Source organism: Planomonospora parontospora, assembly GCA_014647935.1.
Taxonomy (GTDB): domain Bacteria; phylum Actinomycetota; class Actinomycetes; order Streptosporangiales; family Streptosporangiaceae; genus Planomonospora; species Planomonospora parontospora.
In genome coordinates this window covers 151,169-177,193 of record BMQD01000004.1, presented here as the reverse complement: position 1 = coordinate 177,193, position 26,025 = coordinate 151,169, and the positions used below count along the sequence as shown (strand labels likewise).

Below are 26,025 nucleotides of genomic sequence, written 5' to 3'. Positions count from 1 at the left end.
AGAGGGGGTCGCCGCCTCCGGCGAGGCGTGTGCTCGCGGCACAAGCGTGGTCGGAAACGGTGTGTCGGCCACCCAGCCGACGTAATCTGGCGGCCATGGCGGACGCTGACGGCACCTCCTCCGGACGCTCTCGGGACGGGCGGGTCCCGTCCTACGAGGCGCCCACCACGCCCATGCCCGTCGTCCGCCCGGACGGGGACCCGGTCGTCACCCCGCGCGTGCCCCGGCGGCCGCAGGAGAGAGCGGACGTCCAGGTGTCCGGTCCCGGCCGGCCGGGACCGGAACCCGCCGGACCCGCGAAGGCCGCGTCCGGCGGTGACGACGCCGGCGACGCGGGTGGTTCCGGTGACTCCCGTGACTCCGGTGGTTCGGGTGGTTCGAGTGACTCCGGTGACGCCGCCGGGCCGTTCCGCCTCGGGGCTCCGCCCGCCGGGCGGGTCCTCCGGCGCGGGCTGGGGGCGCGGATCGCCGACATCCCGATCAGGCTGGTCTACAGCGCCGGGGCCGCCGTCGTGACGGTCCTGGCGATCTTCTCGGTCTTCGCCCTGTTCTCCGGCGACGAGCCCGCCGACCCGGTGCCGCTGCGCCAGCCCGTCCCGGACGCGGCGCCGACGGCCGCCTCCGCCCCGCCGAGCGCGTCCCCCGCGGCGGCGGTCCGGCCGAGGCTCCCGAAACCGCCGAGGTCCAAGCCCCTGGCGGCGCTGCCCGGCAGGGCGAGCCCGGTGGTCGGCGCGGTCGTCGACCAGGGGAGCGGGATCACCTACGTCAGGCTGGGGCGGCCGTGGGCGGACGGGCCGGTGCCGCCGTTCGCCGCGGGTCAGCGGGTGGGCGGGACACGTCTGCCGCGCACGCTGGCCGTCTCGCTCCCGCTGCCCGGCAGGACGCCGTGGACCGGGCCGCGGACCGACGCCGGTTTCCGCGCCGCGGCGCTGAGCGCGGTGCGGTGGGCCCTGCGCAACCACTATCCGCCGGGCGCCCGGGTCGCGTGGACCGCCTCGCAGCGGCCCGCCGCGGGCCGGGGCTGGGTGCTCGGCTACCGCGTCGACTACGAGCTCGGTAGTGTCCGGCGCAGCTCGCAGGCGGCGCTCGCGCTGCTGGAGACCCGCCGGGCCGAGCCGGCCGTGTTCCTGGTGACCGTACCGGACGGCCGCAAGCGGTTGTGGGCGGACATCGCGCCTCTGGTGACGAGCGTCCGCGCGTTGTGATGGAAGCACCTTCTAGAATATGGTTCTGCTACTGAACCGTTTCTGGAGGCTGTCATGGCGATCGGGTTGAGCGAGGAGCACGAGGCGCTCCACGAGTCGGTGCGCGGCTGGGCCGAGCGGAACATCCCGTCCGAGGTCGTACGGGCCGCGATCGCGGCCGAGAGCGAGGCGCGTCCCGCCTTCTGGTCCGGTCTGGCCGACCAGGGCCTGCTGGGACTGCACATCCCCGAGGAGCACGGCGGCAGCGGGTACGGCCTGCTGGAGACGGCCGTGGCCGTCGAGGCCCTGGGCGAGCGGGTCGCCCCAGGCCCCTACGTCCCGACGGTGCTCGCCAGCGCCGCGATCCTCGCCGCCGAGGGCAAGGCCGGCGCCGAGCTGCTGCCCGGCCTCGCCGACGGCACGCTGACCGGCGCGGTCGCGCTGCGGGGCTCGATCTCCGGCGGGCGGGGCGCGGACGGCGCGCTGACCGTCGGCGGCACCGCCGAGTTCGTCCTCGGCGGGGCGCTCGCCGACGTCCTGGTGCTCCCGGTGCACACCGACCGGGGCGAGGTGTGGGTGGCGGTGGACGCCTCCGCGGCGACCGTGACGCCGGTCGGGTCCCTGGACCTCACCCGCGGCGTGGCCAGGGTCGAGCTCGACGACGTCGCCGTGCCCGCCGACCGGGTGCTGGACGGGCTGAAGGGCTCGGCCGTCCTGAACCTGGCCGCGATCCTGCTGGGCGCCGAGGCCGCAGGCGTCGCGTCGTGGTGTGTGACCTCCGCCGCCGAGTACGCCAAGGTGCGGGTGCAGTTCGGCCGTCCGATCGGCCAGTTCCAGGGCGTGAAGCACAAGGCCTCCCGGATGCTCGTCGCACTGGAGCAGGCCCGCGCCACCGTCTGGGACGCCGCCCGGGCGACGGCGGACACGGAGCGGCGGGCGGACGCGGCGGGCGGAGCGGGCGCGGCCGAGGGCGAGGGAGCGGGCGCGGACGCGGGCGACGAGTCGGCCTACGCCGCCGCGATCGCGGGCGTGACCGCTCCCGACGCCGCGGTGCAGTGCGCCAAGGACGCCGTCCAGATCTTCGGCGGCATCGGCTACACCTACGAGCACGACGTCCATCTCTACTACCGCCGCGCGCTCACCCTGCGCGCCCTGCTCGGCCCGAGCTCGGAGTGGGCCGAGTCGGTCGCCGAGCTCGCGCTGAACGGCGTCTCCCGCGAGATGGAGATCGAGCTCCCCGAGGACGCGGCCGCGCTGCGCGAGTCGATCCGCGCCGAGATCGCCGCGATCGCGCAGTTGGAGGGAAGGGAGCAGAAGCGGGCGCTGGCCGACGGCGGGTTCGTCATGCCGCACCTGCCCCGGCCGTGGGGGCGCGGCGCGAGCCCGCTGGAGCAGGTGCTGATCTTCCAGGAGCTCAAGGCCGCCAGGGTCAAGCTCCCGCAGATGATCATCGGCGCCTGGGTGGTGCCGTCGATCGCCGCGTACGGCACGCGCGAGCAGCAGGAGCGCTTCCTGCCCAAGACGCTCGCCGGAGAGATGATCTGGTGCCAGCTCTTCTCCGAGCCGGGTGCCGGGTCCGACCTCGCCGCGCTGCAGATGAAGGCGGAGAGGGTCGAGGGCGGCTGGAGGCTCAACGGCCAGAAGATCTGGACCTCGGTGGCGCACTTCGCCGAGTGGGGCATCTGCATCGCCCGCAACTCCTCCGAGGGCTCCAAGCACGAGGGCATCACCTACTTCCTCGTCGACATGAAGGCGCCCGGCGTCACCGTCCGGCCGCTCACCGAGATGACCGGTGAGAACCTGTTCAACGAGGTCTTCCTCGACGACGTCTTCGTCCCGGACGACCTGGTCGTCGGCGAGGTCGGCGAGGGCTGGAAGGTCGCCCGCAACACCCTGTCCAACGAGCGGGTCTCGCTCTCGTCGGGCTCGGGCGGCACCGGGGCCTCCGTCCCCGACCTGCTCGGCCTGGCCGGGCGGCTGGGCCGGGAGCTGAACCCGGCCGAGCGGCAGGAGCTGGCCCGGGTGGTCTGCGAGGGGCACTCGATCAACGCCCTCAGCCTGCGGGTGACGATGAAGCAGCTCGCCGGCGCCGAGCCGGGCGCCGACGCCTCGGTCCGCAAGCTGCTGTCGACCTCGCACGCGCAGCACGTCTCGGAGTGCGCGGTGGGGCTGCTGGGCGCCTCGGCGGTGCTGGCGGCCGACGTCAAGCTCGGGGACCCGGGCTTCTGGAACCGGGCCGTCCTCGCGACCCGCGCCATGACGATCTACGGCGGCACTACGGAGGTGCAGCTGAACATCATCGCCGAGCGCATGCTCGGCCTGCCGCGCGACCCGGAGCCCGGCAAGTAGACCCGGAGGCGCCGACACCGGTGCCGGTACCACCGGTGTCGGCGGCCTCTGCGGACGTTGCCGGGGCTGCCGTAAGGTCTGGCGATATGCGGACAGATCGGGCTAAAACGCTGGCGCCGGCGCTGCTCGGGCTGCTGCTCGGGCTGCTGGCGCTGGGGCCCGCCCTCGGCCCGGGGTTCGTGCTCCGCTACGACATGGTGTTCGTCCCGGATCCGCCGCTCGCCCTTCCGGGGCAGGGCTTCCCCCGGGCCGTGCCCAGCGACCTGGTGGTCGCGCTGCTGTCGGCGGTGCTGCCCGGGCAGGCGGTGCAGAAGGCGCTCCTGCTCGGGATCTTCGTGCTGGCCGCGTCGGGGGCGGCCGCGCTCGTGCCGTCCGGGCGGCTCGGTCCGCGCCTGGCCGCCGCGGCCTTCTACGCCTGGAACGCCTATCTCGCCCAGCGGCTGCTGCTCGGTCAGTGGGCGCTGCTGCTGGGCGTGGCCGGGCTGCCCTGGGCGGTGCGGGCGGTGGTGCTCGGCGGGCGGCTGCGGCTCGCGGCGGCCCTGCTCCCGGCGGCCGTCGGCGGTTTCCAGGCCATGCTGGTCTCGGCGCTGGTCGTCCTCGCCACCGCCGTGACGCTGCCCGGCGGTGCGGGCTCTCCGGGCTCTCCGGGCGGTGCGGGCTCTCCGGGCTCTCCGGGCGGTGCGAGCTCTCCGAGCTCTCCGGGCGGTGCGAGCTCTCCGAGCTCTCCGGGCGGTGCGGATGGTGCGGGCGGTGCGCAGGGTGGTGCGCCGCTCCGGTCGTCCGGTGCGGCGAAGCGGGCCCGCAGGGCGGGGGAGGCGGCGCTCGTCCTGGGCGTGCTGAGCCTGCCGTGGCTGGTGCCCGCCCTGCTCAGCGGGGCCACGACCGACCCCGCCGGGGTGGACGCGTTCGCGGCCCGCGCGGACGGCCCGCTCGGCGTGGTGGGCAGCCTGCTCGGACTGGGCGGGATCTGGAACGCGCACGCGGTGGTGCCCGGTCAGGAGTCCTGGTGGTCGGCGGGCGTGCGGCTGCTGCTGGCCGGGGTCGCCGTCTGGGGCTTCGTACGGCTCCGTGGTGACGGGCCGCCGGCCTCCGCCGCGGAAGCATCGGAGGCCGGGCCGCCGGGGTCCCGGACTCAGGCGCTCTCCCCGGGGCCGCCGGAGTCCCGGGTCAGGAGCTCCTCGGCCGGAACGCAGGGCCGCGGGGCCCCGCCGTACCGGGCGGGGCTGGCCGGGGCGGCGGTGGCCGGGCTGGGCGTCGCGTGCCTGGGGGCCCTCGCGCCCGGGGTGCTGAAGGCGCTGGTGGGCTGGTGGCCGGGGTTCGGGCCGCTCCGCGACGGCCAGCTCTACCTGGCCCCGTTCGCCCTGCTGCAGGCCCTCGGCCTGGCGTCGGCCGTACGGCTGCTCGCCTCCCGGGCCGCCACCGCCGCTGTCACCGCCGTCGCGGTGGCGGTGCCGGTGCTGGTGCTGCCCACCCTCGCGCTGGGGGCGTTCGGCCGGCTGGAGGCCGTCGGCTATCCGGAGGAGTGGCGGCGGGTCCAGGCGATCGTGAACGCCGACCCGGTCCCGGGGGCGCTGCTCTCGCTGCCCTGGGGGGCGCACCGGGCGTTCGCCTGGAACGGCGGGCGGGTGGTCCTGGACCCGGCGACCAAGCTGTTCGCGCGGCGGGTGGTCTGGAACGACGAGCTGCTGGTGGGGTTGCCCGGCGGCGGCCGGATCCGGGTGGCGGCGGAGGACCCGCTGGCCGTCCGGGTCGGGGCGGTGCTGCGCGGTGACCCGGAGCGACGGGCCGCGGCCCTGGCCGGGCTCGGGGTGCGATACGTTCTCGAACACTCTTCCGAGAACGCGTTCCAGGATGGCGCGCCCGTTTTCCAGGGTCGGGAGCTCCGTCTCCTCCGCCTCGATTGCCCCTCCTGACCTGGAGATACGTGGGACCGGAAGGCGTACCGGAGGGTAACTTGCTTTGTCACGGTTTTACTAAGCCTATGGCTTATGAGATGAATCACGTTCTACTCTCGGCACACTGTCCGAATCTGTGAGGGAGAGCCCAGTGATACGCGTGCTCGCAGCACTGGCCGTCGGAGCGGTCCTTGCGGTCGGTGCCTCCGTGGCAGTAGTCAACGTGGCCGCGCCCACGCCGGAGCCGCCCAACAGGCCGCTGTACAACTACGGCGACAAGTGAACTCGGGGGCCGTCCGGCGGCCCCCGAGGGCACCTCTTCACCGGCCAGGCGGGGCCGGACATCAGTGATCAGCTCGGGGCCTGACCTCGTCATGCCCTGATCAGCTCGGGGCCTGGCTTCGCCATGCCCTGATCCGGCCGTGCGCGGAGCACGGAGTGGAGGAGAGATCGTGGTCCTATCCCGTGGGAAGGCGGCCGCCGCGCCGTACCGGCCGGCCGCGTCGTACCCGCCGGCCGCACCGCGGCCCCGGCTGAGCCTGGAGGCCGGCGGGACGGAGGCCGGGGGCGGGACGGGGGAGGCCGCCGCGGCCCCGCTGGAGGGCGTCAGGGTGGCGGTGCTGAACTTCCGGGAGCCGCGGCAGTCGGTGGCGGGCGGCGCGGAGGAGTACGCCTGGCAGGTCAGCCGCCACCTGGTCGCCCAGGGCGCGACGGTGCACTTCGCGACCAGCCGGGAACCCGGCCAGGCCGGGAGCGAGCACCTCGACGGCATCACGCTGCACCGGATGGGCAACCGCTACCTGGTCTACCTGCTCGTCCCGCTCTGGCTGCTGCTGCGGCGCCGCTCCTTCGACGTCGTCATCGACTCGATGAACGGCATCCCGTTCTTCTCCCCGCTCGTCGTGCGCCGCCGTACCTCGGTCATCTGCCTGGTGCACCACGTCCACGACCGGCAGTTCTACGCGTTCTTCCCCGCCTGGCTGGCCAGGATCGGCTGCTTCATCGAGGGGCCGGTGGCCCGCCTGCTCTACCGCCGCCGCACGACGGTCACCGTCTCCGAGTCCTCCCGGGACGACCTGCGCGCCAGGCTGCGCTGGACGGCCCCGATCCAGGTCGTGCCCAACGGCGGCCCGGCGGTCCGGCCCGTCACGCAGCGGACCGTGCCGGGGGACCCGGCCGTGGTCTACCTGGGCCGGCTGGTCGGCCACAAGCGCGTCGAGCGCGTGGTCGGTCTCGCCGCCGAACTCGGGGAGAGCCGTCCCGGCCTGCACGTGCACGTCGTCGGGCGGGGACCGGAGTCCGGCGCGCTGGCCGCGTTCGCCGCCGAGCGGGGCGTCGCCGACCGCGTCCACCTGCACGGCTTCCTCTCCGAGCCGGACAAGAACGCCGTGCTGAGCTCGGCCCTGCTGAACGTGACGGCCTCGGAGTTCGAGGGCTGGGGCCTGACGGTGATCGAGGCGGCGGCCTTCGGCGTGCCCACGGTCGCCTACGACGTCGCGGGTCTGCGCGACTCGGTCCGCGACGGGGAGACCGGCTGGCTGGTCCGGGACGGGGAGACGCTGGCGGCCGCGGTCGAGCGGGCGATCCGGGAGCTGTCCGACCCGGCGCGGCGGGCGGAGATCCAGCGGGCGTGCCGGGCCTGGGCGGGGGAGTTCACCTGGGGGCGGACCGGCGCTACGATAACCAGACTTATCACCACAGATCTCTCCATAGCTGACCGTCGACGCCGGTCCGCGGGCCGCCCGCAGGCCGGAGCCCCCGACCTCCGTCTCGCCGTAAGTGAGACCGACCCTGCGTGAGCCCCGCGGTGACCTCCCGATGACCCCTGACAGCACGGCCGCCGCCTCCGCCCGGATGCGGCACCGGCTGCGCCTGCTGGCGGGCTGCCTGCTGCTGGGCGCCGTCGCGTTCAACACCTCGCCCGGCCGGATCATCTCCGAGACCAAGCTCGACATGGCGCTCAACCCGCTGGGCTTCCTGTCGAGGGCGGTGCACCTGTGGGACGGGGCGTTCTTCGGCCACCTGCAGAACCAGGCGCACGGCTACTTCTTCCCGATGGGCCCGTTCTACGCCCTCTTCGAGGCGCTGGACATGCCGCCGTGGAACATCCAGCGCCTGTGGATGACCGCCGTGCTGTGCGCCGCCTTCCTGGGCGTGGAACGGCTGGCCCGGGCGATGGGCGTCGGCACGCCCGCGACCCGGATCCTGGCCGGCCTCGCCTACGCGCTGGCCCCGCACGCGGTCGCGCTGATCGGGATCAACTCCTCGGAGTTCCAGCCGAGCGCCGTACTGCCGTGGATCATGCTGCCGCTGGTGCGCGCCGCCTCAGGGGACGTGAGCCCGCGCCGGGCGGCGGCCCTGTCGGCGCTGGCGTTCCTGTTCGCCGGCGGGATCAACGCGGTGGCCGAGCTGGCCGTGCTGGCCGTCCCGCTGCTGTACCTGCTCACCCGCCGCGGAGGGCCGCGCAGGCGCAGGCTGCTGGCCTGGTGGCTGGCGTGCGTCGGCGCGGTGTCCCTGTGGTGGCTGGTGCCGCTGCTGGTGATGGGCAGCTACATCTTCTCCTTCCTGCCGTTCATCGAGACCGCCTCGGCCACCACCGGCGTCACCTCGCTGCTCAACATCCTGCGCGGCACCTCCGGCTGGATGGCGTTCCTGCCGGTGGACGGCAGCCCGTGGCTGCCCGCCGCGTTCGAGCAGGCCACCGCGCCGTGGCTGATCGCGGCCACCGCGCTCGCCGCCGGGCTCGGCGCCGCGGGCCTCGCCGCCCGCACCACTCCCGAGCGCTCCTTCCTCGCGCTGACCGCGCTCGCCGGGGTCGCGGTCATCTCCTTCGGCCACGCCGACGCGCTGGCCCACCCCTGGACCGACCAGGTGCGGGCGCTGCTGGACGGCCCGCTCGCGCCCTTCCGCAACCTGCACAAGTTCGACGCGCTGGTACGGCTCCCGCTCGCGCTCGGCCTCGCCGCGCTCCCGCTGACCGTCCGCCTCCCGTTCCGCAGGCCCGTCCTGGCCGGGCTCTCCGGCGTCGTCGTGCTGGCCGCCGTACCCGTCGCCTCCGCCGGGGTCACCCCGCAGGGGGCGTTCGCCGAACTGCCCGCCTACTGGCGGCAGGCCGCCGACTGGCTCAACGAGCGCACCGGCGACGGGATGGTGCTCGCCGTGCCCGGTTCCCGCCGGGGCGAGTACGTGTGGGGCCGGCCGATCGACGAGCCCATGCAGTCGCTGCTGACCGTGCGCTGGGCCACCCACACCAACGTGCCCTGGGGATCACCCGGCCTGGCCCGGCTGCTCCAGGCGGTCGACGAGCGCTTCGCCACCGGCAAGGGATCACCCGGCCTGACCTCCGCGCTGCGCCGGATCGGCGTCACCTACCTGCTCGTCCGCAACGACCTGGCGCGCGGGACGCTCGGCACGGCCTGGCCCGCCCGCGTCCACGAGACCCTGGAGGAGTCCACCGGCCTGCGGCGGGTCGCCTCCTTCGGGCCGCAGGCCGGCACCGAGACCCATCCGACGGCCTCGGGCTGGCTGGACCAGTCCTATCCGGCCCTGGAGGTCTACGCCGTACCCGACCCCGCGCCCACGGCCGGGACCGTGCCCCGCCAGGGCGCGGTCCGCGTCACCGGGGCGCCGGAGGCGGTCCTGTCCCTGGCGGAGGAAGGGCTGCTGACCGACGACCGGCCCGTGCTGGTCGGCGACGAACCCGGGGCGCGGGCGCTGCCCGCCCGCGACACGGTGGCGACCGACACGCTGCGCCGCCGCGAGATCGTCTTCGGCGACCTGCGCCGGTCCGGCACGGCCACCCTCACCGAGGGGCAGGCCCCGCGGCGCGACACCGCCTCCGACCTGGTGGACCCGGCGTGGCAGGGATCCACCGCCACGGCCGACCACTCGGGCGTCGCCGACGTGCTCGCCTCCTCCGCCGAGTCGGACGTCACCGCGATCGGGGCGCACCGGGACCCCGGGCGGCAGCCGTACGCGGCGGTCGACGGCGACCACCGCACGAGCTGGCGCTCCGACGGCTGGAACGGCATGGTCGGGCAGTGGCTGGAGGTGCGGTTCGTCGAGGGCATCGAGATCCCGCGGATCACCGTGGCGTTCGAGAAGGCGGTCGGGCCGCCGGTGGCGGAGATCTCCGTGGAGACGGCCGCGGGGACGCGCCGGGTCCCGGTGCGGGAGACGAGCGATCCCCAGGCGGTCGACCCGCCGCCGGGCCGGAGCTCCTGGCTGCGGATCCGGGTGACCGGGGTGGCCCGCGGCGAGGGGATGTCGGTGGGCAACCGCGTCGGCATCTCCGAGATCACCGTCCCCGGGGTGCGGGCGGGCCGCAGGATCACCGTCCCCCCGGCGGCCGAGCGCGACCCAGGCACGGTGCTGCTCACCCGCCAGGGCTCCGCGTCCGCCTGCATGCGGGGGGTCAAGACGTGGACCTGCGCGCCGCACCTGGAGGTGCTGGGGGAGGACGGCTACGGCTTCAACCGGGAGTTCACCGTCAGGACCGGAGGTCCGCGGGCCGTCACCGGGCGGACCGTGCTGACCGACCCCGTCGCGGCCCGGCGGCTCACCACCCTGCCCCGGGTCTTCCCGAGGGTGACGGCCTCCTCCACGGCCACCGACCACCCGGCGGTCATCGGGCGGGCGGCCATGGACGGCGACCTGAGCACGCTCTGGTACGCCCATCCCGCGGACCGGAACCCCACCCTGACCGTGGAACTCGGCAGGAAGACGGTCATCTCGCAGCTGCGGGTGCTCTTCCCCGACTCCTACCTGGGGCGGCCGCCGGTCAGGGTGACCGTGCGGGGCGGCGGCCGCACGGTGCGGGCCTGGACCGGGGCGGAGGGCCGGATCACCTTCACCCCGCTGCGGGCCGACCGCCTGGAGATCACGTTCACCTCCTCCGCGGCCCGGCAGATCGAGGTGGCGGAGGTCGGCATCCCGGGCGTGCGGAAGCTCGGCTCGCTGGCGTCCTTCCCGATCCGGCTGCCCTGCGGGTTCGGCCCGGCGCTCACCGTGAACGGCAACGCCGTGCCCACCGAGATCGTGACCGGCACGCTGGACGACGTGCTGAACGGCCGCCCGCTCGGGTACCGCTCCTGCGCGCCGGTGGAGCTGGCCGCCGGGCCCGCCCGGGTGAGCGCCGCGCACACCGACGCCTTCCGGATCGAGTCGGTGCTCCTGCGTGCGCCGGAGACGGCCGCCGCGCGGGGGGCGGACGCGGCGCCGGTCGGCACCGAGACGTGGGGACCGGCGGAGCGGCGCGTGCGCATCTCCACCTCCGAGCCCTCCTACCTGGTGGTCAACGAGAACTTCAACCGGGGATGGAAGGCCTACCTCGACGGCGAGCCCCTGGTCCCGGTCCGGCTGGACGGGTGGCGGCAGGCCTGGGAGGCGCCCGCGGCGACGGGCGTGGTGACCATGCGCTACGAGCCCGACGCCGCCTACCGGGCGGCGCTGCTCGGCGGGCTGGTCCTGGTGCTCCTGGTGGCCGCGGCGGCGCTCGTGCCCGCCCGCCGTACGGCGCGGCACCCGGCGGGCACGGCCCCCGCCGCGGTCCGCGCTGCCTGGGCCTGGGGCCTCGCCCCGCTGCTGGGGCTGTGGACGGGAGGCTTCGCCGGGGCCGTGATCGTGTGCGCGGCGCTGGGCCTGCACGCCTGGCTGGACCGGGTGGCCCGGGCCCGGCACGCGCGGAGCGGGCCGCTGCCCGGCGTCGCGGCCGCGGTGACCGCGCCGTGGGCCTCGGTGGTCCTGCTCGGCCTGGCCGGGGCGTCCTTCGCCGCCGGCCGGGCGCTCGGGCACTTCGACGAGAGCGCGCTCCTCGGGGCCGTGCCCCAGGTGCTCTGCCTCGTCGGGATCGGCTGGCTGCTGGCGGCGGTCCCCGCCCGCGAGGGCGTCCCGGGGGAACGGCACCCGCAGCCCGTCGCCGCCGTGCGGCGGCCGGAGAGACTGACGGTGGGACTGTGACGAGCGATGGGACGGCGGCCACCGGCGGGACTGCGGCGACCGGTGAACTCGTGGCGTCCGGCGGGCCCGTGGCGGGCGGCGGGATCGCCGCGTCCGGCGGGTCCGGGCCGACGCGGCGGATGCTTTGGACCGCGGCCCTGGGTGCGGCCGCCTTCCTCTTCACCCTCGCGGCGCTGCTCCGCCTCCACGTCTACGAGGGCGTCCTGGCGCTGCCGCTGGAGCAGGACAGGACCTACCGGCTGGCCACGTCGGACGGGGACTACTTCGACCACGGGACGCTCTCCTTCAGGGAGGGCGTCCCGCTCGTGGCCACGGTCACGCTGAAGGGCGACCCTGCGGCGGGGAACGGCGACACCGCGGTGTGGACGGAGTTCACCTCGCTCGCCGACGCCCGGGGGAACCGGATCGACTACCACGAGCGCCGGACCGCCTTCGACCGCAGGACGGCGATGACGGTGAACTGCTGCGGGGAGTACGTCGACGAGGACGCCGGGGCGCGGCAGTCGGGGCTGGCCTTCCGGCTGCCGTTCCGCGCGGAGCCGCGCTCCTACCCGATGTACGACACGGTGCTGCGGCGGGCGGTCACCCTGCGGTTCGAGGGCGAGGGGGACGTCCAGGGGATCCGCGCCCACCGCTACGGCTACACGGTGGGGCCGATCAAGATCGAGGACGTGCCCGGGTCGCTCCCCGGCCGGGCCCTGGGCCTGCCGGGCAGGCCGGCCCTCGGCGTCTCCCGGTACGCCGAGGTGACCCGCACCCTCTGGGTCGAACCGGAGAGCGGCCTGACGGTGAAGACCATGGAGAGCCACCGGCAGACCCTGCGCACCGTGGACGGCGTCGAGCGCGCGGTGAGCCTCCGGGCCGACCTGGTCATGTCCCCCGAGGACGTCGCGGCCGAGGTCGCCGCCGCCCGGGCCTTCACCCGGTGGGCGCTGCTCGTCCGGGACGTGCTGCCGGGCGCGTTCTGCCTGCTGGGGGCCGTGCTGCTGCTGGTCGCCGTACGGCTGCGCCGGCCGGTGCCGCCGTCAGCGGCGGCGCAGGACGAGCAGCAGGTTCCAGCTCACGATCTCGCGTAGGCCCGGGACGTGGACGACGGGGGTGGCCCAGCGGGGATGGTAGCGGGGCAGGGCGTCCAGGATCTCGGCGTCGGGCCGCCGGCGGGCCCAGCGCAGCGCCGCGCCGACCGAGACGGGGTACAGGCTGGTGCCGTAGACGTTCTTGGGCGGCCTGCCGTACCGGCGGGCGTAGCGGGCGGCGGCGCGGTGGCCGCCGAGGTAGTGCCACGGGGAGGTCTCGTGGCCGCCCCAGGGGGAGAGCCAGTTGGTGAAGGACAGGTAGATCACGCCGCCGGGCCTGGTCACGCGGACCATCTCGGCGGCCATTCGCCACGGGTCCGGGACGTGCTCCAGCACGTTGGAGGAGAAGCAGACGTCCACCGCGCCGTCGGCCAGCGGGATGTCCAGGGCGCTGCCGAGCACCGCGCCCTCCGGGGCCGCGCCCCGGCGGGCCATCATCTCCCCGGCGTCGCAGTCCACGCAGACGGGCCGGGCGCCCGCGGCCCGCAGCACGTCGGTGAAGTACCCCGGCCCGCCGCCGATGTCGGCGACCAGCGCGTCGTTCAGGTCGGTGTAGGAGGCCAGCTGGGCGACGGTGTCACGGGCGAGCAGGCCGTAGAAGAAGTCCGGGTCGCTCTGCTCCTTGCGGAAGGCGCCGAGCAGCCTGACCGACCGGCCGAGAGTGGCGCGGAAGGGGGCCGGGGGAGTCTCCAATGGTGCTCCTCACCGCGATGGACGAATCGGGTGGGCCGGAGCATAACACCGTATTGTGAGCGATGTTACCGGACCGTAGGGTGATCATTCGGAGACAGAGGAGGGCCGGGCGGGTGGAAGTGGCGAAGGGCGGGTCGCGGACGGTGCGCGGTGTCCCTCCCGGGAGCGCGGCGCGCGCCGTCCCGCCCGGCCGCACGGCGGCGCTCCGCGATCCGGTCGCGCTCGCCGCGGGGCTGCTGATCGGGGTCTCGCTCGCGCTGCGCGTGCTGGTCCTGGGCGACTCCTACTTCGTCGAGGACGACCTCGTCTTCGTCGGCAACGCCTACGAGAGCGGGCTCACGCTCGACTTCGTGACGCGGATCCACAGCGGCCACCTCATGCCCGGCTCGCTCGCGCTGACCTGGGTGCTCTCCCGCGTCGCCCCCTACGACTGGACGCTGGCCGCCGGGGTCACGCTCCTGGCGCAGGCGCTGCTCGGCGTGCTCGCCCTCCGGCTGCTCCGGCTCCTGTTCGGCACCCGCCCGATGATCCTGCCGTTCCTGGCGGTGCTGCTCTTCTGCCCGCTGACGATCCCCTCGTTCGGCTGGTGGGCGGCGGCGATCAACGCGGTCCCGCTCCAGCTCGCGCTGGTGCTCGCGCTGACCGCCCAGGTCCGGTTCGCCCGCGGCGAGGGCGTCCGGTACGGCCTGCGGGCGCTCGGCTGGTTCGTGGCGGCCATGGCCTTCAGCACCAAGGGGATCTTCGTCGGCTTCGTGCTCCTCGGCGTCACCACCGCCTTCCTGCGCGACCGGGAGACGGGCTGGGCCCGGTCGGTGATCGCGGAACTGCGCGGGCACCGGCGGCTCTGGGGGGCCTACGCGGCGGTGATGGCCGCCTACACCGGGCTCTACCTGGTGCTGCGGAGCCTGTCCGCCGAGGCGGGGGGCGGGCCGCCCGTGCCGGGCGTCGCGCTGGAGCTGGTCGGGACCATGCTGGGGCGGACCTTCCCCGCCGGCGCGGTCGGCGGCCCGCTCACCTGGACGGGGAGCGGCGCGACGGGCGGGCTGGCGGCGCCCTCCGACGCCCTGGTCGCGGTCGCCTGGCTGGTCACCGCGGCCCTGGTGGGGATCAGCCTGGCCTACCGGCGGCGGGCGCTGCGGGCCTGGGTGCTGCTGGGGGCCTACCTGCTGGCCGCGGACGCGGTCCCCACGGTGGTCGCCCGGGGCGGCGCCATGGCGGTGAGCGGCGCCGAGCCCCGCTACGTGGCCGACGCCGTCGTCATGCTCATGCTCTGCCTGGGGTTCGCGCTGCTGCCGGCGGAGGGGGAGCGCGACGCGTACCGCCGCCCGCTGCCGGCGGGCCGTACGCGTGCCCTGGCCGCGGTGCTGGCCGCGGGGGCCTACCTGGCGGTGTCGACGGTCTCGATCGAGGGCTACCGGGCGACCCTCACCGGCGACCTGGCCCGGGACTACCTCACCACCGCGGAGGCGGAGCTCGCCGCCGCACCGGACGACGTCGTGATCTACCCGACCCCGGTGCCGCGCACCGTCATGGTGCCGTGGCTGGGTGACGAGCGCCTCAGCAGCCGGGCGCTCGCCCCGCTGGCCCGCCCCGCCCTGCGGTTCAGGATGGCCAATCCCGAGCCCACCCACGACGCGAAGGTGTTCGACCGGCGCGGCCGGCTGGCGGACATGGGCCTCTTCGGCTTCTTCCAGGCCGTGCGGCCGGGGGAGCGGTGCCTGCCGGTGACCGACGGCGCGGTGGTCTTCCCCGACGTGACCGCCCCGGGCGGACCGGCCACCGCGGGCTCGCTGTCCTACTCGGCCGTACGGCCCGCCTCGGTGACGTTCGAGGCGGGGGAGGAGCGCCTCGCGCTCAGCCTGCGGGCGACGCCGGGCGACCTGATCCACTTCCCGGTGCGGGGCGTGGGCGAGGGCGTCCGGATCGTCATCGACGATCCGGCCGCGCAGGTCTGCCTGACGGGCATGGCGCTGGGCACCCCGGTCGCGGAGGGCGAGGAGCCCGCCTGAGCAGTGTCTCAGCGTTTCACCAGGGCGTTCAGCCGCTGGAAGGGCCGCTCCACCAGCAGGTAGGTCAGCGTGGCCAGGCCCACCGTGAGCGCGGTGACGGGCACCAGGTTGGCGAGCAGGTCGCCGGTGAACGGCTGCTGCCCGGTGAACCCGTACCACGCGTAGATCGCCACGAACTGCCAGAGGAAGACGCCGTAGGAGATGCGCCCGAGGAAGCCCGTGAACCGGTTGCCCAGCAGGCTCCGGACCGGGGAGCCGCCGTCGGGGAGCAGCGCCGCCGGGGCGAGCAGGCAGAAGGCCACGACCGTGTAGAGGAGCAGCTCGAACAGGCCCGACCAGACGCCGTCGATGCCGAGGAACCGGGTGCCGGTCACCGGGGAGGCCGCGACGGCGTAGGCGAGGGCGGCGACCAGCCACCACGAGCCGGGGGAGGCGGCGACCCCCCGGCCGAAGCGGGCGGCGGGGCCGTCCGGCCGGGCCCGCGCCCACGCCATGACGACGGCCAGGGCCATCCCCGCGGCGAAGAAGACCGCGGAGCGGGGCGGCCAGAGGTTCAGGTGGGGCCGGTACTCCGGGTAGTAGACCAGCAGCGTCCAGGCGAAGGAGGCCGCGGCCAGCGCGCCCAGGCAGGCCAGGAGCCGCCGGGCCCGCCGGTCGGCGTCGGCGCCGCCGCGCCGGGCGAACGCGGCCATCCCGGCCGCGAGCAGGGGGAGGGCCAGGTAGAACGCGGCCTCCACCGACAGGCTCCACATCTGGGCCAGGCCCTTGGGGCCGAGGCCGTGCCACCACGATTCGACCGCGTAGTTCTGGTTCAGCGTGAGCAGGACGATCCAGTTCCAGACGTCGGCCAGGTGCTCGCGCGACCAGAGGAGGAGGGCGACCGCGACCACCAGCCAGTAGGAGGGCAGGATGCGGACGGCCCTGCGCCACAGGTACGCCCCGGCCCGGGGCGCCGGGGCGCCGGTGAGGACCGCGGCGGCGAAGGGGCGGTAGAGCAGCAGGCCGGAGAGCGCGAAGAAGATCGGCACGGCCACGTCGCCGCGGGACAGCAGCGCGCCGGTGAAACCCTCCTGCAGCGCGGCCCCGGTCTCGTTCGCCACGTGGTAGAGGAGCACGGTGAACGAGGCCACCGCGCGCACCCCGTCGAGGGCGTCCAGACGGCCGCCGGCACCGGCCGCCTCCTGGTGGACGGCGGGACGGACGGCGAGGCGGACGGCGGGGCGGACGGCGGGCACCGACCTAGAACTTGTTTCGGTCACTTTTCCGCATCCCTGGTGACGTGGGTGATCGGCGTCACTAACATACTGGCCAGTAGCTCGCGATTTAAGTACATTTCACCCCCCATGACCACCTGCCCATCCAGGGACCCCCCAGGAGGATCAATGCGCCGAATAGTCGGGATCGTTCTCTTAGCCCTGGGAGCTTTTCTCATCGTCCTGGCACCACTGGTGCGGTTCCAGGTGGCCGGCAGCCTGGTCGCCGCGCCCGCCGCGCAGTACGGGATCAGCAAGCTGGAGGCCGAGGGCGCGCAGTACTTCAGCGCCAGGGACCTCAAGGTCATGACCGCCCAGCTCGGCGTCACGGTCACCACCCGCGGCGACGTGAGCCAGGCCAAGGGCGACACGGTCGTCTGGGACGAGTTCACCGCGGTCAACGACGTGACGAACAACAACCCCAACATCACGATCACCGAGCGGCGCAGCGCCTTCAACAAGTACACCGGCGAGGGCGTCACCTGCTGCTCGGTGAACATCGACGACAGGCCGGTCACGATGGAGGGCCAGATCTACAAGTGGCCCTTCGACGTGGAGCAGAAGACCTACAAGGTCTTCAACTCCGTGGCGGGCAAGGCGTTCGACGCCAGGTTCGTGGGCGAGGAGCAGGTCAACGGCCTGACCGCCTACAAGTTCGAGCAGGACGTGCCGGAGACCAAGACCGAGACGCGCAGCGTGCCCGCCTCCGTCATGGGCGTCACCGACGTCACCGGCGACGTCCAGGTGGACCGGATCTACAAGGGCAAGAACACGTTCTGGATCGAGCCGGTGACCGGCTCGCCGGTCAAGCAGGAGCAGCGGCGCGACGAGGTGCTGCGCACCCAGGACGGCGCCCACAGCGTCACCGCCCTCGCGGCCACGATCAGGATGACCCCCGAGACGGTCAACGACCTGGTGTCCAACGCCACCGAGAGCAAGAACCAGATCTCCATGATCAAGGTGACGATCCCGCTGGTCCTGCTCCTGCTGGGGCTGGTCCTGCTGGTCACCGGGTTCTTCGTGGCGCGCGGCGCAGACGGCAAGGCGTGACCGGCGAGGAGAGAACGGCCGTGCGGCCGCCGGCGGACCCGCCGGCGGCCGTCCGCGCGTCCCGGGGGTTCTCCCCGGTCGCGCTGCTGCGGGCCTGCCGCCCGCGCCAGTGGCTGAAGAACGCGCTGGTCTTCGCCGCCCCCGCGGCGGCCGGGGTACTGGGCACCGCCGCGGGACTGCGGGGCGCACTGGTCGCCTTCGCCGCCTTCTGCCTGGCCGCCAGCGGCGCCTACCTGCTCAACGACGCCGCCGACGTCGAGGCCGACCGGCGGCACCCCCGCAAGCGCTTCCGCCCGGTCGCCGCGGGGCTGGTCCCGGTCGCGCTCGCCCGGGTCGCCGGGGTCCTGCTGGTGCTCCTGGCCCCGGCGGTCGCCGCGCTGCCCGGCGACTGGCGGCTGCCCGCGGTCGTCGCCGGCTATCTGGCGCTGACGTTCTCCTACACCTTCTGGCTCAAGCACCAGCCCGTGGTCGACCTGGTCGCGGTCGCCGGCTGCCACGTCATCCGGGCCTTCGCCGGCGCGATCGCGGTGGACGTGCCGGTGACGAGCTGGTTCCTGGTGGTGGTCTCGCTCGGCTCCCTGCAGCTGGTGGCGGGCAAGCGCGAGGCCGAGGTGCGCGCCGCGGCGGAGAACGCCAGCGGGAACGCCACCCGGGCCATCCTCGCCGCCTACACCCCCGCCTACCTCGGGCAGGTCCGCACCATGTCGTCGGGCGCGATGATCGTCACCTACTGCCTGTGGGCGCTGAACGACCACCCCGGCGGGCCGTTCCACTCGATGAGCATCGTGCCCTTCGTGCTCATCGTGCTGCGGCACAATCTCCTCGTGGACCGGGGCATCGGGGAGGAGCCGGAGGAGCTCGCCCTGCGCGACCGGCCCATCCAGCTGTTCATCGCGGCCCTCGTGGCCCTCCTGACGATCGGTATATACCTGCCATGAGCTCCGCCGCGCCGCCCGGGACGACCTTCCTGACCGGCTGGGGCCGTACCTCGCCGACGCCCGCGCGGCTGGTCCGGCCCGCCACCGCCGAGCAGGTCGCCGAGACCGTGCGCCGGGCGCCGGAGCGGGGCGTCGCCGCCCGGGGCCTCGGCCGCGCGTACGGCGACGCCGCGCAGAACGCCGGCGGGCTGGTGGTCGACTGCACCGCGCTGACCTCCTGGTCCCTGGACGAGGCCACCGGCCTGGTCACCGCCGGGGCCGGGCTGAGCCTGCACGACCTGATGGCGGCCCTGGTGCCCCGCGGCTGGTTCGTCCCGGTGACCCCCGGCACCCGGCACGTGACGGTCGGCGGGGCCGTCGCGGCCGACGTGCACGGCAAGAACCACCACGTGGACTCCTCCTTCGGCGCGCACCTGCGCTCGCTGACCCTGGTCACCGCCGGCGGCGGGATCCGGACGCTGACCCCGGCCGACGACCTGTTCTGGGCCACGGTCGGCGGCATGGGGCTGACCGGGGTGATCGTCGAGGCGGTCTTCCGGTGCGTGCCGATCGAGACCTCCCGGGTCCGGGTGGACACCGAGCGGACCCGGGACCTGGACCACACGCTGGAGACGATGGCCGCCACCGACGACCGGTACCGCTACACGGTCGCCTGGATCGACCTGCTCGCCCGGGGCGGCCGGATGGGCCGCAGCGTGCTCACCCGCGGCGACCACGCCGCGCGCGAGGAGCTGCCGCGCGGCGCCGACCCGCTGGAGTTCGCCCCCCGCGCCCTGGTCAAGGCTCCGCCGTGGGCGCCGGACGGCCTGCTGAACCCGCTGACCGTCCGGGCCTTCAACGAGGCCTGGTACCTCAAGTCCCGGCCCGGGACCTCCGTCCAGGGCCTGGCGCCGTTCTTCCACCCGCTGGACTTCGTGGACGGCTGGAACCGCGCGTACGGCCCGCGCGGGTTCGTGCAGTACCAGTTCGTGGTGCCGTTCGGCCAGGAGGCGACACTGCGGCGGATCGTCGCGCGGCTCTCGGCCGAGGGCGTGGTCTCGTTCCTGACGGTGCTCAAGCGCTTCGGCCCCGGCACGCCGGGGATGCTCTCGTTCCCGATGCCCGGCTGGACCCTGGCGCTGGACATCCCCGCCGGGCAGCGCGGCCTGGCCGGGCTGCTGCGCGCGTTCGACGCGCAGGTGGCCGAGGCCGGTGGGCGGATCTACCTGGCGAAGGACTCCCGGATGGCGGCCGGGACGATGGCCGCGACGTACCCCCGGCTCGCCGAGTGGCGTAAGGTCCGCGACGAGGCGGACCCCGACGGGGTGTTCCGCACCGATCTGGCCAGGAGGCTCGGACTGTGAGGAACGCGCTGGGTTCGGTGGACACGGTGCTGCTGCTGGGCGGCCGGAGCGAGATCGGGCTGGCGATCGTCGAGCGGCTGGTCCGCGACGGCGCCCGCCGGGTCGTGCTCGCCGCCCGCGGTGCGACCGGCGGCGAGCCGCCGGTGATCGGGGACGCGGAGGTCCACCTGCTGGACTTCGACGCCTCCCGTCCCGAGACGCACGGCGAGGTGATCGAGGCCGCCGCGAAGCTGGTCGGCGACCTGGACGTGGTGATCCCCGCGTTCGGCGTGCTGGGCCGGCAGGCGGACTACGACGCCGACCCGGTGGCCGCCGCCGAGGCGGTCGCGGTCAACTACGGCGGGCACGTGTCGGCCGGGCTGTACGCCGCCCGGCGGCTGCGCGAGCAGGGCCACGGGACGCTCGTGGTGCTCTCCTCGGTGGCCGGGATCCGGGTGCGCCGGGCCAACTTCGTGTACGGCTCGGCCAAGGCGGGACTGGACGGGTTCGCGCAGGGGCTGGGCGACGCGCTGCACGGCTCGGGGGCCCGGGTGATGGTGGTCCGGCCGGGCTTCGTCGTGGGGCGGATGACCGAGGGCATGACCCCCGCGCCGCTGTCCTCGACACCGGGCCAGGTCGCCGACGCGGTGGTGGCGGGGCTCCGGTCGGGGGCCGAGACCGTGTGGGTGCCGGGCGCGCTGCGGGCGATGTTCGCGGTGATGCGCGTGCTGCCCCGGGCGGTCTGGCGCAGAATGCCGCGCTGAAACCTGTTCTGGCCGCTGTTACCAGTCAGTACGGCGGAAATTTTCATCGGAAGATTCTGCACTAGAACGCGTTGCAGTTACCGGCTCGCCGGTCGTACCGTGGGCGCATGCGGACACGTGTCACGGACATGCTCGGAATCGAGTTTCCGATCTTCGCGTTCAGCCACTGCCGGGACGTCGTCGCCGCGGTCAGCCGCGCCGGCGGGATGGGCGTGCTGGGCGCCCTCTACTTCACCCCGGAAGAGCTCGAGACGGAGCTCAAGTGGATCGACGACCACGTCGACGGCAGGCCGTACGGCGTCGACGTGGTCATGCCCGCCTCCTACGCGGGGGCCGACCTCGGCGTGGACTCCCCGGAGGACCTGGTGGGGCGCCTGGCCGGGATGATCCCCGAAGGCCACCGCAGGTTCGTCGACGACCTGCTGGCCGCGCACGACGTGCCGCCGCTGGCGGAGGGGAGCGAGGCGGGCCGGGTCCTGCTCGGCTGGACCGACGCCACCGCCCGGCCCCAGGTCGAGGTGGCGCTCCGGCATCCCATCGCGCTGCTGGCCAACGCGCTCGGCCCGCCCCCCGCCGACATCGTCGAGCTCGCCCACGCCCGGGGGGTCAGGGTGGCGGCGCTCGCCTCCACCCCCCGGCACGCGGTCAAGCAGGTCGAGGTCGGCGTGGACATCGTCGTCGCCCAGGGCACCGAGGCCGGAGGGCACACCGGTGAGATCTCCACGATGGTGCTCGTCCCCCAGGTCGTGGACGCGGTGGACGTGCCCGTGCTGGCCGCCGGGGGCATCGGCGACGGCCGTCAGATGGCGGCGGGCATGGCGCTGGGCGCCGAGGGCGTGTGGACCGGGTCCATCTGGCTGACCGTGGAGGAGGCCGACACCCCCGAATCGGCCCGGCGGCGCATCCTCTCGGCCACCTCCCGCGACACGGTCCGCTCCCGCTCGTGGACCGGCAAGCCCGCCCGGCTGCTGAGGAACGAGTGGACCGACGCCTGGGAGTCGGCCGAGTCCCCGGGCACGCTCCCGATGCCGCTGCAGTTCATGCTGATCTCCGACGCGCTGCGCCGGATCGGCCGCTCCGACGCCTCGGAGCTGGCCACCTTCCCGGCCGGCCAGATCATCGGGACCATGAACCAGGTGAAGTCGGCGCGCGACGTGGTCTTCGGCATGGTCGAGCAGTACGTCGAGGCCATGGACCGCCTGGAGCGCCTGACGCGGGACTGACCTCCGGCGCCGCGGCCCGGTACGCGTCCGGGATCGGCCGACCGGCCCGGCGGCGGCCGCGCGGTCTCCGGCCCGGACGGCGGCCGTGCCCGGGCCCGGCCGTACCCCGGACCGGTCGCACGCCGGCGGGTCACCCGGGCGGGGGAGGGCGGGTCATCCGTACGGCGGGCGCGACCAGGTGGAACGCGGCACTACCGTTGCCTGCGCGCGGCCCGGAGTCACCGGGGCCGCGAGTGAGCGCGTACGGAGGAGATCGCAGTGAAGTGGATGTCGTGGGTCGGGGCCGGGCTGCTGGTGGTCGGCCTGGTCGCCGCGGGGCTGAGCGCGTTCGCGTTCTCCCGGGCCGGTGAGACCGCGGCGCGCATCGACGCGAGCCTCCAGGCGGCGGAGGACCTGCTCCGCGAGGCCGAGTCCGTCAAGGAGAGCGACCCGGCCCGCTACGAGCAGCTGACGGGCGAGGCCGGGCGGCGCGCGCAGTTCGCCGAGCTCGACCAGGAGGAGCGCGACTCCCAGACGCAGGGCGCGCAGCTCCTGGCCGCCGGTGCGGTCGCCGGTCTCGCCGGAGGCGCCGGGCTGCTCGTCATCGGCCGCCGCAGGGCTCGCGTGTGACAAGCCCGCCGGAGGCGTGGACCGTTTTTCAGCGGTCGTCGTCGGCGAAGCCTGTGCGGTAGGCGAAGACCACGGCTTGGACTCGGTCGCGTAGGTCCAGTTTGGTGAGGATCCGGGAGACGTAGGTTCGGACGGTCTCGAAGCTGATCACCAGTTCCGCGGCTATCTCGGCGTTGGAGAGGCCACGGGCGATCAGCCGCAGCACCTCGCGTTCGCGGGGAGCCAGGACGGCCAGCGGATCCTCGTCGGGGGTGGGGACGGCCGGGCGGAGGCGGTCGGCGAAGCGACCTATCAGGGTACGGGTCACGGTGGGGGACAGCAGGGACTCTCCGCGGGCGACGGTGCGGACGCCGTTCACCAGCTCCAGTAGAGGGGCGTCCTTCAGAAGGAAGCCGCTGGCTCCGGCACGCAGGGCTTCGTAGACGTACTTGTCCACGTTGAACGTGGTCACCACCAGCACCTTCGGCGGCGCCACGACACCGGGGCCGGCGATGCGCCTCGTCACCTCTATGCCGTCCATCAGCGGCATGTGGATGTCCATGACCACCACGTCGGGCTTCAGGCCGGCGACCGCCTCGACCGCGGCCGGGCCGTCGGCGGCCGCGCCGACCACCGCCATGTCCGGCTGCGCGTCGAACGCCGTCACGTAGCCGGTACGGACGACCTCCTGGTCCTCGCAGATCATGACGCGGATGGTCATTCGGTACCGCCTACGGGGATCGACGCGGAGACTCGGAAACCGCCGTCCGGTTGCTCGCCTGCGGCCAGCGCGCCGCCCAGCGCGCCTATCCGGTCGCGCAGTCCGGCCAGGCCGCGGCCGCCGGAGAGGCCGCTTCTCGCACCGACGGGGACCGCGGCGGGGGCGTTCGTCACCTCGACCTCCACGCGGTCGTCCCGGCAGCCGATGCGAACGGTGGTGGGGCGGCCCTCGGCGTACTTGACGGCGTTCGTCAGGCCCTCCTGCACCACCCGGTACACGGCCAGCCCCACGCCGACGGGGAGCGAGGGCCGGTCGCCGTCCTCCACCAGTTCGATCGGCTGGCCGCCGCTCCGGGTCCGTTCGACCAGGTCCCGCACGTTGCCCACGACGGGCGTGGCCGACTCTCCGGTCGCCTCCAGCACGTCCAGCAGGTACCGCAGTTCGGCCAGGGCCCGGCGGCCGGCGGCGCCGATCGTGGACAGTGCCGTGACCACGCGCTCCGGCGACGTGGCCACGAACTGCGTGGCGTCGGCCTGCACGACGATGGCGGTGACGTGGTGGGTCACCACGTCGTGCAGCTCCCGCGCGATGCGCGCCCGCTCTGCGGCGGCCGCGGCCTCGGCGGCGAGCCGCCGTCGCCCGGCCTCCTGGAGCCGCTGCCCGCGTACGAAGGCACCGCCCAGCCAGCACGCGGCGAAAAGCAGGTAGAACACCAGGAACTCGCTCTGCAGAACCGGTGAGCCGAGCAGGACCACGGCCGCGCACAGCACGACGTACGCGGCCGATGCCACGGCGGCGATGACGCGCCGGAACCGCTCCTGGTGCGCGCCCACCGAGTACAGCGCGATGTACACCGTCACGGTGCCGAACTGCATCGGGTAGCCGAGCGTCTCGTGGATCACGAAAGCCGTGCCGTTGATCGCCAGACACGCGGCGGGCCATCGGGTACGCACGGCCAGAGGCACCGTCTGGGCCAGGATCAGGACGATCTGGAACGCGTCGGCCGGGTGTCCTGACAGGTCGCCGAACTGGACGCTCATGATCGACAGCGCCGGCGCGAACGCCAGCCCGGTGGACCCGACGGCCAGCCACCGGTCCCACACCGTGGCGTCGTAGACGCGCCACACCTCCCGCAACCTCCGCAAGCGGTCACCGGCCCAGGTCCCCGACATGGCTCAGAGCCTAGCGATCTCTGATCCCCGATGTTCCCGCGCTTGTCCCTCATGTGAGCTACACGGAATGTCCGCAACGCAGTGATTCGGGACAGTGCCCTCCGCTCCTACCTTTCTCGTCAGCGGCCGGCAACCACGGTCAACCGCGAAGCCGGATCACGGCACATCGGTAATTCGGAGGACAGCACCATGGGAAACACCATCCGCGTACGCGTCGTCGTCGCCGGCGCCCTGACCGCGGTCGCGGCAGCGGGGGCGGTGATCGGCGGGCAGCCGGCCGGCGCCAGGGCCGCGGCGACCGCCGGTCACGTCCAGACTTCGATCAAGTGGGGTGAGTGCCCGGAACCCGCGCCGGGCGCCGAACGGGACCCCAGGCAAACCTGCGGCACGGTCAAGGTGCCTCTGGACTACCGCCGCCCCGGCGGAGAGACCATCACCGTCGCGGTCTCCAGGATCGCCACCGCCAAGCACGGCAGGAAGCGCGGCGACCTGCTGCTCAACCCGGGTGGTCCGGGGCTGCAGGGCCTGGACATGCCCGGCCAGATGGCACTCACGCTCCCGAAGGGGGTGCTGGACTCCTACGACCTGATCGGGTTCGACGTGCGCGGCGTCGGCCACAGCACCCCGATGAGCTGCGGTCTGTCCGGCACCAGCCTTCTCACGATCTTCCCCTACCCCGGCGCCGGCGGCTCGATCGAGGGCAACGTCACCACCGCGCGCGCCGTCGCCCGGCAGTGCGCCACGATCGGTGACAGGCTCCGCTTCTTCAACAGCGCGAACACGGCGCGCGACATGGATCGCATCCGCCAGGCGCTCGGGGCACGGAAGATCTCCTACTGGGGCCAGTCCTTCGGCACCTACCTCGGCGCGGTCTACGCCTCGCTGTTCCCCCGCAACGCCGACCGGATGGTGCTGGAGGGCAACGTCGACCCGGGCAAGGTGTGGGCGAAGATGCTGAACACCTGGAACCAGGGCATGAACGACCGGTTCCCGGACGCCGCCCGCGTGGCCGCGGCGGACGACGCCGGCCTCGGGCTGGGCGGCACCGTCAGCGAGGTCACCGACACCTTCCTCGCGCTGGCCGACCGCCTCGACCGGAAACCGGCCATGATGCCGGACACACCGGTGGCCGTCAGCGGGGCGCTGCTGCGCGGCGTCACGTACCAGATGTTGCAGCGCAACGAGATGCTCGCCCCGCTCACCCGATTCTGGAAGGCGGCGGCCGACCTGTCCGCCGGCAAGGTCCCGGCGGACGCGGACGTCGCCGTGCTCCGGCGGATCCTCGCCGACACCCCGGCTGCGAAGGGCGTGCCGGCGGACAACCAGGCCACCATGGTCCTGGCCATGCTCTGCGGGGACACCACCTGGTCGCGAGACGTGGGCTCCTACGCCGACGCCACCGCGGCCGCCCGCGCGAAGTACCCGCTGAGCGCGGGCATGCCCGACAACATCCTGCCGTGCGCGTTCTGGTCGCAGAAGCCGATCGAGCCGGTGGTCAAGATCACCTCACACGGTCCGCGTAACATCCTGATCCTGCAGAACCGCCGCGACAACGCCACGCCGTGGGCCGCGGGCCGGGGAATGCGCAGGGCCCTGGGTGACCGCGCCGGCTTCCTCGGTGTCGAGCACGGCGGCCACTTCGTCTACGGCACCGGCTCGACCTGCGCGGACAAGGCCACCGCCGCGTTCCTGATCAAGGGAACCCTGCCGGCCGAGGACGTCACCTGCGACGGCCCCCGGCCCTGACCGTCATGCCGTCGGCTTCCCCGGTCGGGGACCGCCCGCCCCTCTCTCCGGCCGGACGGCCGACGGGGAGGGGCCACCGGGATG

At 74.2% G+C, this 26,025-nt stretch carries 19 protein-coding genes; 15 read left to right on the top strand and 4 right to left on the bottom strand.

Translation table 11 applies throughout. The features are described 5' to 3' along the window. Positions 1–95 precede the first annotated feature (95 nt). The 7 genes from IEZ07_RS08330 to pgfA (IEZ07_RS08305) all read left to right on the top strand — a co-directional run bounded on the left by IEZ07_RS08330 (position 96) and on the right by pgfA (IEZ07_RS08305) (position 12,462). Positions 96–1,205, top strand: a complete 1,110-nt coding sequence (locus tag IEZ07_RS08330; protein WP_191894222.1) for a hypothetical protein — start codon at positions 96–98, stop codon at positions 1,203–1,205. Positions 1,206–1,259: 54 nt separating this feature from the next. Then, entirely contained in the window at positions 1,260–3,533 is a 2,274-nt protein-coding gene (locus IEZ07_RS08325; RefSeq protein WP_191894221.1) for an acyl-CoA dehydrogenase family protein, read from the top strand. 86 nt (positions 3,534–3,619) lie between these two features. Then, complete coding sequence (locus IEZ07_RS08320) at positions 3,620–5,446, top strand: hypothetical protein (protein ID WP_191894220.1); 1,827 nt, start codon at positions 3,620–3,622, stop codon at positions 5,444–5,446. Between the two features lie 133 nt (positions 5,447–5,579). Next, positions 5,580–5,711, top strand: coding sequence for a hypothetical protein (locus IEZ07_RS35525; protein ID WP_255529966.1), 132 nt, complete (start codon positions 5,580–5,582; stop codon positions 5,709–5,711). Between the two features lie 169 nt (positions 5,712–5,880). Further along, complete coding sequence (locus tag IEZ07_RS08315; RefSeq protein ID WP_373868846.1) at positions 5,881–7,227, top strand: glycosyltransferase family 4 protein; 1,347 nt, start codon at positions 5,881–5,883, stop codon at positions 7,225–7,227. A 19-nt stretch (positions 7,228–7,246) separates the two neighbouring features. Then, the gene (locus IEZ07_RS08310; protein ID WP_191894219.1) at positions 7,247–11,386 is read left to right on the top strand and encodes an alpha-(1->3)-arabinofuranosyltransferase domain-containing protein; all 4,140 of its coding nucleotides are present in this window, start codon (positions 7,247–7,249) and stop codon (positions 11,384–11,386) included. After that, positions 11,383–12,462 (top strand): cell envelope lipid trafficking protein PgfA, encoded by a 1,080-nt coding sequence (gene pgfA / locus IEZ07_RS08305; RefSeq protein WP_191894218.1) that lies wholly within the window; start codon positions 11,383–11,385, stop codon positions 12,460–12,462. The genes IEZ07_RS08310 and pgfA (IEZ07_RS08305) overlap by 4 nt, the downstream gene beginning before the upstream one ends. Here pgfA (IEZ07_RS08305) and IEZ07_RS08300 read toward each other — a convergent pair. Then, positions 12,412–13,155 carry a class I SAM-dependent methyltransferase gene (locus IEZ07_RS08300; RefSeq protein WP_191894217.1) on the bottom strand — a complete coding sequence of 248 codons (744 nt, stop codon included), beginning with the start codon at positions 13,153–13,155 and terminating at the stop codon, positions 12,412–12,414. The two genes, pgfA (IEZ07_RS08305) and IEZ07_RS08300, sit on opposite strands and share 51 nt — an antisense overlap. 113 nt (positions 13,156–13,268) lie before the next feature. Here IEZ07_RS08300 and IEZ07_RS08295 point away from each other — a divergent pair, with 113 nt between their 5' ends. Beyond that, complete coding sequence (locus IEZ07_RS08295; RefSeq protein ID WP_191894216.1) at positions 13,269–15,164, top strand: glycosyltransferase family protein; 1,896 nt, start codon at positions 13,269–13,271, stop codon at positions 15,162–15,164. Positions 15,165–15,172: 8 nt separating this feature from the next. Here the strand turns inward: IEZ07_RS08295 and IEZ07_RS08290 are convergent, their stop codons facing one another. Next, positions 15,173–16,423, bottom strand: coding sequence for an acyltransferase family protein (locus tag IEZ07_RS08290; protein WP_239319681.1), 1,251 nt, complete (start codon positions 16,421–16,423; stop codon positions 15,173–15,175). A 123-nt stretch (positions 16,424–16,546) separates the two neighbouring features. On the opposite strand from IEZ07_RS08290, the gene pgfA (IEZ07_RS08285) reads away from it, so the two are divergent. The 6 genes from pgfA (IEZ07_RS08285) to IEZ07_RS08260 all read left to right on the top strand — a co-directional run bounded on the left by pgfA (IEZ07_RS08285) (position 16,547) and on the right by IEZ07_RS08260 (position 22,323). Beyond that, on the top strand, positions 16,547–17,467 hold the full coding sequence (gene pgfA, locus IEZ07_RS08285) for a cell envelope lipid trafficking protein PgfA (RefSeq protein WP_068894631.1): 921 nt from the start codon (positions 16,547–16,549) through the stop codon (positions 17,465–17,467). Between the two features lie 20 nt (positions 17,468–17,487). Further along, positions 17,488–18,405, top strand: a complete 918-nt coding sequence (locus IEZ07_RS08280) for a decaprenyl-phosphate phosphoribosyltransferase (RefSeq protein WP_191894215.1) — start codon at positions 17,488–17,490, stop codon at positions 18,403–18,405. Further along, positions 18,402–19,748 (top strand): FAD-binding oxidoreductase, encoded by a 1,347-nt coding sequence (gene dprE1, locus IEZ07_RS08275; protein WP_191894214.1) that lies wholly within the window; start codon positions 18,402–18,404, stop codon positions 19,746–19,748. Before IEZ07_RS08280 ends, dprE1 begins: the two co-directional genes overlap by 4 nt. After that, a complete protein-coding gene (gene dprE2 / locus IEZ07_RS08270; RefSeq protein ID WP_191894213.1) occupies positions 19,745–20,491 on the top strand; it encodes a decaprenylphospho-beta-D-erythro-pentofuranosid-2-ulose 2-reductase in 747 nt (248 codons plus the stop codon). The genes dprE1 and dprE2 overlap by 4 nt, the downstream gene beginning before the upstream one ends. A gap of 107 nt (positions 20,492–20,598) precedes the next feature. Then, entirely contained in the window at positions 20,599–21,714 is a 1,116-nt protein-coding gene (locus tag IEZ07_RS08265; RefSeq protein WP_191894212.1) for an NAD(P)H-dependent flavin oxidoreductase, read from the top strand. Between the two features lie 258 nt (positions 21,715–21,972). Beyond that, positions 21,973–22,323, top strand: coding sequence for a hypothetical protein (locus IEZ07_RS08260; protein ID WP_191894211.1), 351 nt, complete (start codon positions 21,973–21,975; stop codon positions 22,321–22,323). Positions 22,324–22,351: 28 nt separating this feature from the next. Here the strand turns inward: IEZ07_RS08260 and IEZ07_RS08255 are convergent, their stop codons facing one another. Next, entirely contained in the window at positions 22,352–23,023 is a 672-nt protein-coding gene (locus IEZ07_RS08255) for a response regulator (protein ID WP_191894210.1), read from the bottom strand. Further along, positions 23,020–24,195 (bottom strand): sensor histidine kinase, encoded by a 1,176-nt coding sequence (locus IEZ07_RS08250; RefSeq protein ID WP_191894209.1) that lies wholly within the window; start codon positions 24,193–24,195, stop codon positions 23,020–23,022. The genes IEZ07_RS08255 and IEZ07_RS08250 overlap by 4 nt, the downstream gene beginning before the upstream one ends. Positions 24,196–24,384: 189 nt before the next feature. Between IEZ07_RS08250 and IEZ07_RS08245 the strand changes: the two genes are divergently transcribed. Next, complete coding sequence (locus tag IEZ07_RS08245) at positions 24,385–25,941, top strand: alpha/beta hydrolase (RefSeq protein WP_191894208.1); 1,557 nt, start codon at positions 24,385–24,387, stop codon at positions 25,939–25,941. The last annotated feature ends 84 nt before the right edge of the window (positions 25,942–26,025 follow it).

Coding starts and splice junctions, on each gene's coding strand:
- IEZ07_RS08330 (WP_191894222.1), top strand. CDS start 96: ATGGCGGACGCTGACGGCACCTCCTCCGGACGCTCTCGGGACGGGCGG.
- IEZ07_RS08325 (WP_191894221.1), top strand. CDS start 1,260: ATGGCGATCGGGTTGAGCGAGGAGCACGAGGCGCTCCACGAGTCGGTG.
- IEZ07_RS08320 (WP_191894220.1), top strand. CDS start 3,620: ATGCGGACAGATCGGGCTAAAACGCTGGCGCCGGCGCTGCTCGGGCTG.
- IEZ07_RS08310 (WP_191894219.1), top strand. CDS start 7,247: ATGACCCCTGACAGCACGGCCGCCGCCTCCGCCCGGATGCGGCACCGG.
- pgfA (WP_068894631.1), top strand. CDS start 16,547: ATGCGCCGAATAGTCGGGATCGTTCTCTTAGCCCTGGGAGCTTTTCTC.
- dprE1 (WP_191894214.1), top strand. CDS start 18,402: ATGAGCTCCGCCGCGCCGCCCGGGACGACCTTCCTGACCGGCTGGGGC.
- IEZ07_RS08265 (WP_191894212.1), top strand. CDS start 20,599: ATGCGGACACGTGTCACGGACATGCTCGGAATCGAGTTTCCGATCTTC.
- IEZ07_RS08255 (WP_191894210.1), bottom strand. CDS start 23,023: ATGACCATCCGCGTCATGATCTGCGAGGACCAGGAGGTCGTCCGTACC.
- IEZ07_RS08250 (WP_191894209.1), bottom strand. CDS start 24,195: ATGTCGGGGACCTGGGCCGGTGACCGCTTGCGGAGGTTGCGGGAGGTG.
- IEZ07_RS08245 (WP_191894208.1), top strand. CDS start 24,385: ATGGGAAACACCATCCGCGTACGCGTCGTCGTCGCCGGCGCCCTGACC.